At 51.2% G+C, this 12,529-nt stretch carries 9 protein-coding genes; all 9 read left to right on the top strand.

Features of this window, described 5'->3' with window-relative positions; all coding sequences use genetic code 11:
• Positions 1–11 precede the first annotated feature (11 nt).
• The 9 genes from H3Z84_RS12205 (at position 12) to H3Z84_RS12165 (ending at position 12,463) form a co-directional block, all read left to right on the top strand.
• Complete coding sequence (locus tag H3Z84_RS12205; protein WP_199457640.1) at positions 12–770, top strand: SDR family oxidoreductase; 759 nt, start codon at positions 12–14, stop codon at positions 768–770.
• Between the two features lie 147 nt (positions 771–917).
• A complete protein-coding gene (locus H3Z84_RS12200) occupies positions 918–1,322 on the top strand; it encodes an antitoxin Xre-like helix-turn-helix domain-containing protein (RefSeq protein ID WP_058341224.1) in 405 nt (134 codons plus the stop codon).
• Entirely contained in the window at positions 1,322–2,011 is a 690-nt protein-coding gene (locus H3Z84_RS12195) for an RES family NAD+ phosphorylase (protein WP_199457639.1), read from the top strand. Before H3Z84_RS12200 ends, H3Z84_RS12195 begins: the two co-directional genes overlap by 1 nt.
• 387 nt (positions 2,012–2,398) lie before the next feature.
• Positions 2,399–2,746, top strand: a complete 348-nt coding sequence (locus H3Z84_RS12190; RefSeq protein ID WP_199457638.1) for a hypothetical protein — start codon at positions 2,399–2,401, stop codon at positions 2,744–2,746.
• A gap of 32 nt (positions 2,747–2,778) precedes the next feature.
• Positions 2,779–3,741: a DUF932 domain-containing protein gene (locus H3Z84_RS12185; RefSeq protein WP_199457637.1), complete on the top strand. Its 963-nt coding sequence runs from the start codon at positions 2,779–2,781 to the stop codon at positions 3,739–3,741.
• 88 nt (positions 3,742–3,829) lie between these two features.
• Positions 3,830–4,831: a YqaJ viral recombinase family protein gene (locus tag H3Z84_RS12180; RefSeq protein WP_199457636.1), complete on the top strand. Its 1,002-nt coding sequence runs from the start codon at positions 3,830–3,832 to the stop codon at positions 4,829–4,831.
• Positions 4,832–4,892: 61 nt separating this feature from the next.
• Positions 4,893–5,780, top strand: coding sequence for a hydrolase or metal-binding protein (locus tag H3Z84_RS12175; protein WP_199457635.1), 888 nt, complete (start codon positions 4,893–4,895; stop codon positions 5,778–5,780).
• A 282-nt stretch (positions 5,781–6,062) separates the two neighbouring features.
• The gene (locus tag H3Z84_RS12170; protein ID WP_199457634.1) at positions 6,063–11,045 is read left to right on the top strand and encodes an AAA domain-containing protein; all 4,983 of its coding nucleotides are present in this window, start codon (positions 6,063–6,065) and stop codon (positions 11,043–11,045) included.
• Positions 11,042–12,463: a hypothetical protein gene (locus tag H3Z84_RS12165; protein ID WP_199457633.1), complete on the top strand. Its 1,422-nt coding sequence runs from the start codon at positions 11,042–11,044 to the stop codon at positions 12,461–12,463. The genes H3Z84_RS12170 and H3Z84_RS12165 overlap by 4 nt, the downstream gene beginning before the upstream one ends.
• Positions 12,464–12,529 lie beyond the last annotated feature (66 nt).

Raw genomic sequence — 12,529 nt, 5'->3', positions numbered from 1 at the left:
TGGAGCTAAAGTTGGAATCAACACAAAACGTGGCCCTGGTAACTGGCGGGGCAAAAGGTATTGGCCGGGGCATTGTGATGCACCTGGCTTCGGCCGGCTGGAAGGTGGTCTTCTGTGACACTGACCAAACTGCTGGCGAGCAACTGGTGGCCAGTTCAGAACACGACATTCTTTTTGTCCAGGGCAATGTGGCCAGCGAGCCGGATGTCGAGCGAATAATATCGCAAACCGTGAACTGGGCAGGTGGCCTGACCGCCGTTATCAATAATGCCGGCATTGCTGACCCCCACACCGGGCCGGTAGAAGAGCTAAGCCTTGAACAGTGGCAGCGCCGCCTGGATGTAAACCTGACCGGGCCGTTTCTGGTGACTAAACACGCCGTTCCGTATCTTCGGGAAGCTCAAGGTGCCGTCGTTAATATGGCATCTACCCGGGCGCTTCAGTCGGAGCCGGAGTCCGAGGCCTACGCCGCCACCAAGGGTGGGCTGGTTGCGCTGACCCACGCACTGGCGGTAAGCCTTGGCCCGGACATTCGCGCGAACTGCATCAGCCCCGGCTGGATTGATACCCGTGGCTGGCAGGGAACGACTGAAAAGCCGGAGCCACTGTCAGCGTCAGATCACCAGCAACATCCCGCAGGCCGCGTGGGTACGCCGGAAGATATCGCCTCACTGGTGGCTTACCTGATCTCACCAGAGGCCTCATTCATCACCGGCCAGAACTTCGTGGTGGATGGCGGCATGACCCGGAAGATGATCTACGAAGAGTAGTCGGTCAGGCCTGGATTGATCGCTAGGCTGCTGCCAACTTGCCTGCAGGCTGAATTCTCACGCGATTCCCGTTTTAGACTTATTGTGGAGATAAGTCTAGAATTGGAATGTCAGGCGTGAAGCCAAATTAGCTGCAGGAGGTTCGCCATGGGTGCACTGGCAGAGAAGAAATCGCCCGCTGAAGCCCGCAAGATGGGAGTCAGCGGCCTTAAGGCGGCGTTCAATATTCTCGAGAAATGGGGATGCAGTGCCGACCAGATGCAGGCCATTCTCCGCCTGCCCAAAGCCACCTTCTATAAATACCGGAATGATCCGGATAGCGCCCGCCTGGACCGGGACCAGCTTACCCGGATCAGTTACCTGCTGAATATGCACCAAGCCCTGCGCATTGTGTTCGAGAACCCGGATAACGTGTATGGCTTCATGCGCAAGCGTAATCACAATCCGTATTTCCATGGCCGGGCTCCGCTGGAGGTGATCGAAAGCGGTGATTTCGCGGCCTTGTACGAAACCTTCCGGCGCATTGATTCGCTGCGGGGCGGCCTTTGGTAATGGTGCCGCAGTTACCCGCCATCACCCTGCCAAAAACCAAGGGCTTTCGCCTGATCAACACCCGGCTGCCACCCATCGACATTTTTAACGATGTAGCGGATGCGGACGAGTTTCAGGACTTGTTCGACCTGCAGGCACTGACCAACCCCAGGCTCCGGCAGGAAGTCGGCAGCCTGAATTACATCGACCTGAACGAAATCCCCTGGGGTATTCCCGGTTGCCACTATGCCGCAGCCCCCTTTACCCACGTTGCACCGGAGGGAAGCCGGTTCAGCACTGGTGATTTCGGTATGCTGTACATCGCCGACACCATTGAGACCGCGCTTTCGGAAGTGCAGTACCATCAGGGCCGGTACCTGGCCAACATTGAAGGTCTGAAGTTCGATCGGTTGATGTTCCGGGGGCTGGCCTGCACCTTTGCTGGCGAAGATATTCACGACGCAACGGTGTTGCCGGAATCCAGCGACATTTATCACTCTGAGGATTATTCCGCCGCCCGCGCACTCGGTGCCCGGCTTCGTTCAGCCGGTTCCGAAGGGATCCAGTACTGGTCAGTAAGAAACCCGGGAGCCACCTGTTGGGGGCTGTTTACGCCCAGGCGGGTGCAATCGATTGTTCAAACCGCGCATTACGAGTTTATTGTGCGGGACGGGCAGATTGTGGACCGGAAGAGGGTGGTTGGGATTTGATTTTAGCGCAGGGAAGGTGGTACCCCCGGCAGGACTCGAATTAATCGTTATCTCATTGTTTTATGAGTCAATTAAATTTAATATTTTATTTTGTACCCCCAGGTATACCCCCAATCTGGAATGGGTTTGTGGGCGTGAGTCCCAATTTGAGGCGCATTTGCACCGTTTAGCACCCTAGCATGTAGTTTTCTATCTCTGTTTGTGTGAGGGTCCTTGGGGAATCTGACTACGATTATGCCTAGTGTCTAGCCGTGCGACAGGAGTAACTCGTCGTAGCGGATGTATGTGCCGGTCACACTGACGATTCGAAATAATCTCAAACATATATCACCTCTGTGAAGTCGGGCAACGAATCTGCCCTCCCTCCTACCCACAGAGGAACCCCCAATGATTGAACCCTGTCCTCGTTGCCTGTCCCCCCGGGTTGGCAAGAAAAACTATGGCAAGAAGGCCGCCGGCCTCATTGGTGCCACGGCTGGCACCTATGGTGGCTACACCGCATCGATTGCTGGTGCAAAAGTAGGCTTTGTTGCCGGCATTGCAGGTGGCCCAGCCACAGCAGCCGTTGGCGGAATTGGTGGTGCCATTCTCGGCGCCATTGTTGGTGGTGCAACCGGTGCATCCGCTGGTGTGATTCTGGGCGATGTTCTGGACGATCGAGTCCTGGATAACCTTCTGTGCCTTAAGTGCGGATACTCATTCGCGGCCGAAGCTGCTCAAAGAGCACCTCATTAATTCCCCCTCACACGCTTCTAAGGAGAGTAATCATGGCTCATCTCGTCGAGCAAATGGCCTACGTTGGCCAAACCCCGTGGCATGGCCTGGGGAACGAACTGACTTCCAATCAACCACTGGATGTCTGGGCGAAACAAGCTGGCCTCGACTGGCAGATTCAGGAAAGTCCGGTGCGCTATGTCACCAATAACAGTGGTGCATTGGGCGAGATACTTTCTTATCCGGACTCCAAGGTACTCTACCGCTCGGATACCAAGGCGCCGCTGTCAGTTGTCGGTAATCGATTTAAAGTGGTCCAGCCCGAAGAGATTCTGGAGTTCTACAGGGATCTGACCGAAGTATCGGGTTTTGAACTGGAAACAGCGGGTGTCCTCAAAGGTGGCCGAAAAATGTGGGCGCTGGCCCGCACCGGTCAGTCCGGTATGTTGAAGGGCAATGACCAAACCAATGCCTATGTCCTGCTGGCAACCGCCTGTGATGGCACTATGGCTACGACTGCCCAATTCACCAGTATTCGTGTCGTGTGCAACAACACACTTGCTGTCGCGGTGAAAGGATTTACTGGTAATGCTATCAAAGTGAAACACAGCTCAGAGTTCAACGCCGATTTGGTGAAAAGGCGTCTTGGCATTTCCGTGACTGCCTGGGACGATTTCATGTACCGCCTAAAAACGTTAAGTGAGAGGAAAATGAAGACTAGTGAGGTCAGAAGTTACTTTCACAAGGTGTTCACGGACGATTCTGGAACAGGCCTCGGCAGAACAAGCGAGCAATCCATGGCCAAGGCCCTTTCCCTATACGAAGGTAAGGGCATGGGGGCGACGCTCGCATCGTCGGAGGGGACCGCCTACGGGATGTTGAACGCGGTTACAGAGTTTATCGATCATCAGCGCCGAGCAAGGACTGTGGACAACCGACTGGATTCTGCATGGTTCGGAACTGGTGCTGCAATCAAGAGTCGAGCATTGGATCAAGCAATGGCCCTCGTGCTCTAACAAAAAAAGGATTAGTAGGCCAATCCCGTCGAAGCCCGCTGGAGCCAGAAACTCCGGTGGGCTTTTTTTATGTCTGGAGGAAAACACCATGGGAATGAGTGCAAACACGATTCAGAAACAGCGGCCAGCCTTGCGCTTGGTCTCGACAAAGGGCCTCAGCCGGGATGAATGGCTGAAGGTACGCAAGCAGGGCATTGGTAGTAGTGATGCCGCAGCAGCCGTTGGCATGAACCCTTATCAATCTCAGCTTGAGTTATGGATGGTCAAGACTGGCAGAGATGCTGGCTTGCCTAAACCGGATTCAGACGATCCCACTTCACCAGTCTATTGGGGCCATATCCTGGAGCCGATTGTGGCTGAGCAATATAGCCAACAGACCGGCCGAAAGGTGCGCCGGGTGAATGCGGTATTGCAGCATCCAGATCCGGACAAGCACTGGATGTTGGCCAACTTGGATTATTCCGTGGTGGCCGATGACGACGTGCAGATTCTTGAGTGCAAAACGGCAGGGGAGTTTGGGTCACGTCTCTGGAAAGAGGGTGTGCCGGACTACATCCAGTGCCAGGTGCAGCACCAGTTGGCCGTTACCGGCAAACAGTCGGCCGATGTATGTGTGCTGCTGTGCGGCCAGGAGCTGAAGATTTACCGCATTGAACGGAACGAGGAGCTCATCGAAGCGCTTTATGTGCTGGAACGCCAGTTCTGGGACTTTGTGGAAACGGATACGCCACCACCCGTTGACGGAACCAATTCTGCCGAACGTGCCCTGCGCCACCTGTACCCGGTGGACCGAGGGGAGACCCTGGACTTCAGCCAAAGCAAGGAACTGTCCGATGCATTCGACGAGCTATTAGCCATCCGGTCGGAAATGGAAAGCCTCAAATCCACCGAGTCCCACCTGAAACAGCGAATCGAAAGCCAGATGGGCGAAGCGTCAAAGGCAACCTTCCCAAGCGGCAGCGTCAGCTGGAAGCGGAGCAAGGATTCCGTTGGGCTTAACGTGAAACAGTTGTTGAAGGATCAGCCAGAACTGCTGGAGCAATACCCACTGACGAAGCCAGGAAGCCGTCGATTCCTCATCCAAGCATAAAACCCCCATTGGCCACGCGGGCGTGACGAGTGCCCCGTGGTCCTTTTTCAGGAGAGTCATCATGATTAAAGGTTTAGCCATCACGCCTCCCGTGTTGGGGCGCATCAGCATTGGCCGGGTTGTCGAAAAGAATGGCATCCGGCTACCCAAGAAAGACGATCAATTCACCATCACCTCTCAGGTCCAGGAAAAGGATGGTTGGGTACTTCATCCCATAGATGAGGAGCTGAGAAAGGATGCGCAAAACGGCAAGCTTCGAACTATCCCGGTACGCATGCTCTTCAATGACGCGGACCTCAACCTGAGGGCTGAGTACACCATGTTTGACCGTAAAAGCGGGCGCCCAATGTGTGTAGGTAATGGCGACGCCTGTAAGCGCCTGACGCAATCAGGAGTGCAGTCTTTGCCATGCCCGGGACCAACGTTGTGCGAGTTCGGTAAAGGAGGCTTGTGCAAGCCCTACGGCCGCCTAAACGTCAAGGTCGGTGACGACGATGATCTCGGCACCTTCATCTTTCGCACGACCGGTTACAACAGCATTCGGACGCTTGCTGCCAGACTGAGCTACTACCAGGCAGCCTCTGGTGGTCTATTGGCGTACATGCCGTTGGAATTGAAGCTGCGGGGCAAAAGCACGACGCAGAGTCATCGCACGCCGATCTACTATGTGGATTTGGTGCTCAAGGAAGGGATGTCACTGCAGGAAGCGGTGGCTGAGGCAAGGGAAAGGGCCAAGCAGGTAAAAGAGGAGGGCGTTGATCAGGCCGCACTAGATGCGGCGGCTGCGAAGGGCCTTGGCAATGGGCTGTTTGAATACGATGAGGATGAGATGGCGCAGGTGGTTGAGGAGTTTTATTCGTCAGAGCCAGAGAGTTTGCCGAATAATTATCCAACGGTATCGAAATTGAGAGAAGAGCTGAGGACCACTGGCTCAACTGCCCAGCAGTGATAATACGAGTGGCCGAACACGGCCACTCGTCTAGATCAGAAGTTTGCGTTTATTTTTTGGCAGGTTCGACATCCCTCCGATACAGTAGCTGCCTATCTACCACGTATTGCACTAGCGGGTTTAAAAAAAACTACAATCTAGCAGCGCATAGTGCGATAACCTTGGATTGCAAAAGCAGTTGATCTAAAAAGCAAAAGTTCGATGCCAACGCTTTTGACTGGTGGCGTTTTGGGTTTCAGCGCAGACTGAGCCGAGAAAATTGTTGGGGTAAAAAGGGGATTTATGGAAGTTAAGCTATGGGAAGGCGGCTTGCAGTCGCAAGAGATCAAAGCGATTGAAATTATTCAGGAGGCCTTCAGTCCAGATCCGATTTCTGGCAAGTCAAGGCCCAAATCTGGTAGTTCGCTGCAAGATCAAATGCGTGGCCTAGGGCTCAAAGGTATGTTTCCCTGGAAAGGTTACGCTGGCTTTCGGTTTGTAGATGCGAAGGGTAACGAAGGTGAGTTTGACCTAGTTATCGTCACTCACTGTAATGTCCTGATCGTCGAGCTCAAAGATTGGAATCACGGAGAGGTCAAGTCGAGAGGGGATCGTTGGTATAAGAATGACGTCGATATGGGGCGGTCACCAGTTAGCGTCACTCAAAAGAAAGTGCATTTGTTAAAGAACAAGCTTGAGCGCTTCAAACATAGATTCAGCAATTCTGGCTGGACGCCCTTCGTTCATCATTTCGTGGTTATGACGGGTAATGCTGGATTCTTGAAAATTACTGACCAAGAGAGAATCCATACATTAAGCCTCAAGGAATTCTTGAGCCTTGCCGATGAGGGCAACTTCAACAAGAAATTCGTCAAAGTCCACTCGAATGCCAAGGTGCTTAATCAAGATTTCGACATTTTTGATGAACTATTTCTCGGCAACAATACGGCGCCAAAGCAAATCCGAGTTGATGGCTATCGGGCGACAGACCTCATTTTCGAACATCCCCAGAAGGTCTATAAAGAATTCCAAGCGGTATCTGAAATATCCAAAGGCGATGAGGCTTTATTGCGGCTGTGGAATTTTGAGAACCTCAGTGGTTCTAAGGCAAAAACGGCCGATGGCAGATTCGCCATTGTGTCGCGGGAGCGAGAGGTGCTTCAGTTCATAAAGCACCAAGATCATGACCTTTATAAACATTGCCTTCGCTCATTAACGAGCGTGCAAAAGGACGAGGTAACAACCGAGTACTCAGAGGTTTATGAACTTCCTCCTAATCATCTCAGATTCAATGAATTTATAGCGAAGCATGGCCCGTCTTTCTCAGATATTGATAAATCCAATTTGATGAAGTTGCTCGTCGCAAAGTTTGCAGACCTTCACCAAATAAAAGTTGCACACCGTGATCTTGGTGATCACAGCATTTGGATTTCTCCGAGCAAGGAAGTTGCTCTGTCGAACTTCATCTCGGCTTATCACAAGCCGGCTGGTACTGTTGGCGACTATCGGCAGTTTCTTGCAGTAAACGAGATTCTTGATGGTGCCGACTTGGAAGGCGTTGGAACGCCTTTCGAGGCTGATGTTCGCGCGCTTGGACTATTGTCTTGGCATATCTTGAATGCAAAACGTATTTCGCCAAAAAGTATCGCGGAGATAAAGGAAGAGGCTGTAACGAGTACGAGCTTCTACGGGCCTGTTCTGTTGAGTGCACTCACAGGCGGCCATTTCGCTGATGCCACTGAACTCTTCGATGCACTAAAAGACGCTGAACCAAAAGACGGGGAAATACTTTCTTTTGACCAGGCAGAGCTCGATCCGTACCGAAAGACGATAAATCACTCCCGGCAGTTTCGTGAAGATGATGATTTTTTGGTAGAGACTGAGGAGAGGGAGGTTTATCTATCAAACGGACTGATTGTAAAGGCCTGGCTTAACGTAGCGGCCGCTGATGATGCGTCATCAGGCCACAAGCTTCTTCACTTCTTGCGGCGCGTTGAAAAACTCCAGGCTGCGTCACCCCATTACATACCTTGTATTCGAGAATTTGGTATTGCCACCAAGTCCGCGAGTCTTTACGTGGTGATGGATAATGCAGAAGGTTTCCACTGGAATGAACTTAGTCTGGAGGAGCCCGATAAGTTCATATTTATCAAAAGGCTAATTGACGCAGTTGAACATCTTCACGGGATGAACATCGCCCATGGCGACCTCCATCCGGGAAACGTCATTGCAGGACGTGAAGATGGCGACTATGCGCTGTATCTGATCGATATTCCGGACTACTCTGCCGATTTTGAAGAGACTTTCAACCATCGATATAGTCCAGAGAATATCGACTCCTGCACCGCATATGAGCGCGACAACTATGCGGTCATGAGAATGGCTTGTGAGCTATTGGGAATTGAGTGGGAGAAGTCTTCTGAAGAGTATAAATATATTACGGACGCTGTTGCTGAGGAATTAGAAGATACGCTATTTGGCTTCAAAGATCTTGCTCGCTTTAAGTCTGCGATCCAAACACCTGAAAGTGAGCTTGCCCAGCCGGTTAATATTTCGCTTAAGGGTTCCTTCGAACCAATAACGATTTACCCTGACAATGGACACTTATATGTCCAGATCGAACCAAGTAATAAAGACCCTTCGGATGCAAGAGTGCGAATGCTGGGAATCGGTGGCAGCGTCGATTTGATATTTAAAGTGAAAGATCGCGCTTTTGTCGTGGGGTTTGCCCCTCGTGCTAGATCATCTGTTCGAAGGGATGACACTGAAAAAAGCCAATTGGAGTTAGACTTCCCGATACGCGTCGCCCCTAGCTCTGGGTATGACCTATCGGAGCTTTCAAAGAAGCTTGAAAGCAGTGATGCATTCGCCCGTGCGATCGAGCTCGCGCTTCAAAAAGAAGAATTAAAGGAAGTTGCTGCCGTTGAGTCAGTTATGGACTCAAATGAGATCGCTCCAGAAGCGATTGAAGAATTTGGTACTCGGACTGAGCCAGAGCTCAGAATTTCTACCGAAAACTTGTGGAAGGCAATCCTCGAGACGGAAACGGAGTCGTATCCCTATATCGAGGTATACGATGGCCCGAGACCGGTAAAAGACAACAAAGACCAACTCATTATCCCTTACCAAGCTGATGTCGATGCTCTTGGTCAGTTTCGAAAGACCGACGTTATCGAAGCGTTGATCCTAGATAAAGATAAAGAGATCTCTATAGGAGAGGTCCTCTTGAAGCAGTCAGCGCTGAACGAAATTCGGCTATCGAAATTACGTTTCAAGGCCAAGAACTTGTCTGAAGGCGATGTCATCTTTTTCAGGACAAAGCAGGACAGAGCGTCCTATGAAAAGAGAAAAGCGGCATTGCAATGCTTGTTGGATCGAGAAGGTTTAATCACCAACCTAGTCACCTATTTCGATCCATCGTGCGCGCTTCCTGCTCAAACCTACGATGTTGATGTCACTGAGGAGGATTTTTCTCGTTACGACAGGACAGATGACCAAGGAAATTTAATAAGCCTCAACCAACAGCAGCGCGGAGCTTTTCAGAAGTTAATACAAAATGGTCCACTTTCTCTGTTGCAAGGGCCCCCAGGAACTGGGAAAACCGAATTCATAGCGGCATTCGTCCATTACCTAATTGAGAAGCAGCAGGTCCAAAGAGTTCTGCTAGTGAGTCAGTCGCATGAGGCCGTGAACACGGCTGCAGAGCGGATTCGCAATCACTGTGCGAGGTTGGACACATCACTTGATGTGGTTAGATTTAGCAACCGGGAAGGTGCGGTTTCCTCTGGGCTGAAGGATGTCTACTCGAATTCGATCATCTCAGAAAAAAGAGAGCTTTTCCGCGCAGAAGCTAAACATCGTGCCAGTTCGCTAGGGAGAGCATTGGGGCTAGAACCTGGCTACTTGTCGGCATTGGTTAATGTTGAACTAAAGCTTTTCCGACAAATTGATCACTCCACGTCGTTAATGGACTCTTTAGCTAGCCAGAAGTTAGAGGCGGAGGACGCCAAGGAATTGAAGAAGTCTCTGAAGGAACTGAATGAGACGATTCGTATATCAATGCACGAAGAGTTTGGAATTGTTCTGGCGCCCGAAGATGGTGTTGATGTGGCTAAAAAGCGTGTGATTGATAAGCTGAATCACGACTACGCGGTTAGGCCAGATGAAGCTTTGCGGGCGAGAGCGCTGGCGAAGATCTCTCGAGATATGTTGAACGTGCTTGAGACGGAAGAAGTCAACTATGATGAATTTCTAGCGAGGTCTCGCCAGTTGGTGGCTGGCACATGTGTTGGAATCGGACAGCGCCATATTGGGATTCGAGAGAACCAATACGACTGGGTGATAATCGATGAGGCAGCTCGCTCAATATCCAGTGAACTAGCAATTGCTATGCAGGCCGGCAAACGGGTTTTGCTCGTCGGTGACCATAAACAGTTGCCGCCACTCTACACCATTCCCCACAAGCAGGCGTTAGCCCGTCGACTCGGCATATCAGCTTCAGCGAGCGATTTGGATGTAATGCTTCAAAGCGACTTCGCACGCGCTTTTGAGTCCAAGTTCGGCGATCAAGTCGGAGCGACTTTGCTGACTCAATATCGCATGGGGCCCCAAATAGGGGATCTGGTCTCTGAAGTTTTTTACGATGGGAAGCTTGGCAATGGGAATCGCGCTATTCCAGACATTTATGATCCTTTGCCGACTGCGCTGCAAGCGCCGGTAACTTGGCTCGATACATCTAGCTTGGGAGCTAAGGCAAATCATCAGAGCGATAAAGGGGTGAGTATTTACAATAGGAGCGAGGCTGACCTCATTATCAAACTGCTTAAAGAGGTAGCAGAGAACCTGGACTTGCTGCTCGACCTGAAATCCTCAGTCAAAGACGGAGAGCCTGCAATCGGTGTGATATGCATGTATGGAGAGCAGAAGCGAATTCTTCGCCAAAAGTTCAAGGAAGTTCAATGGGATGATGATTTCAAGGCACTGGTGAAGATCGATACTGTGGATAGCTATCAAGGCAAAGAGAACAGAATCATTATTCTGTCACTCACGAGGTCAGACAAGCATCAAAGCCCTGGTTTCCTAAAAGCCCCGAATCGAATAAACGTAGCTTTGTCTCGGGCAATGGACCGATTATTAATTGTCGGCTCGTTGCAGATGTGGCAGTCAAAAAACAAAGACCTTCCGTTAGGGAGGGTTGCGAGTTTCATGGAGGAGAAAGGGCCGAGCGGCGGTTACCGATTCGTAAAGGCGCAAACCGGTAAGGAACAGGGAGGGCAGGTGCAATGAGTCAGGAAATGAACGTTGCTTATCACGAAGTGGACTTTTTACTGCCCGTTCATAGATTCAATATCCGGTTTTCATATGTCACGAAAAAGGGGCTGCCATTCGTGCGAGAGTTTGTGTTGAGACTGGTTCACGTTTCTCCGATGATGCCGGCGGATATTGCAAACTACTTTGGGTTGGCCAAGAGAGAGGCAGATGAAGCGATCAGTGATTTAGTCGACAAAGGGGATCTTCAGTTTCTAGAAAATGGCCAGATTGACCTGACAGCGCAGGCCCGGGGCTATTTTGTTCAATTGGGGGCGACACCACACGTCTCAACACTAATGGAAAGCGGCGGCGCTTTTGCCTTCGAACTGGCAAGTTTTAATTGTGTAGGCAGAAAACGTACAAATGAAAGCTGGGTGCCTGGTCTGAGGTTGGAAGTTCCAAATGAAACGATCGCTAACAGTGAGCGCTTGGCAAAACGAAAATTTCAAGAGAATTTCCACAAGATCCAGGAGCAAGGATTTTGGGAACATAAGTCCGTCAACGACGAACCGGGCAGACCCAGCATTTATACAATGGAGTCTGTTCGCAAGCTGGGGCAGGAGCCGCTTAGGCTGACTAGTAGGTTCGCCATTGATCTAGACGGCATGCAGGTTGAAAGGGCGGACTACGATGTTTTGGAGGACTCCTCCACAGTTCAAGAGCTCGTCACCGACGCTCTTGCTTCCGCTCAAAAACCAACGAACTTTGAAGAGATCACGAGAGCGATGGAAATATTGGAGGATCGTGATACTCCAGTTCTGCTCAATGATTCCTCAATCGATATCGCCAAGCTGATGCTGGATCAACAGGAGGGCTCGCTAGACGACCCTGTCCGGATTCCGCTTTTAGGTCCGATCTATTCCAAGGAAAACTGGGAATTGATCGTTCGATACCTAGATAGGCATGTCGATTCACCGAAAAGTAGTGACGAATCTCCTCCAGATTTGCTGTGGCTTGCGCCTGCCGACGGGTTCTGGGGTCAAACCGTGCGGACCAGTGCCTGTCTTGATTCATTAATAGATCGCGCTGTGACTAAGGGGAAGAAGCCCGCTCGGCTTTATACGCCAAAGCTTTTTGTACCAGTTCAGGATGCAAAAGATCGCCTTGCGATCAACCGTTGGAAGCAGCAGTTTTCGAAACAGAATTCCAGTGTTTTTGGTCTCGTAGAGGGGTTCCTAGAAGGAAACGTTGAGGTTCTGGTGCTACCTGATCGTTTGGCGGCAGTGTCTTACCATGTCTCCAGGCCAGAGAGCCTTCCAGTTACACTCCCTTTGGGCTTCCTCACGGCTGATCCACAGGCGGTTAAGGTGATCACGGAATTAGTAGAGGACTACACCAACGGCGTAGTTAGCTTCGACAATCCGCGGGATATTGGACCGTTGAGCCAGCTGTAAGAACTCCAGCTGGTCGCGGCGCCTTTACTCTAAACTATGGGTGCACTCCAGACACATCGATCGGGT

The organism is Marinobacter sp. bablab_jr003, from assembly GCF_016464245.1.
Lineage (GTDB): Bacteria > Pseudomonadota > Gammaproteobacteria > Pseudomonadales > Oleiphilaceae > Marinobacter > Marinobacter vinifirmus.
Note: the sequence above shows the minus strand (reverse complement) of the source record. Positions and strands in the feature narration are given on the sequence as shown.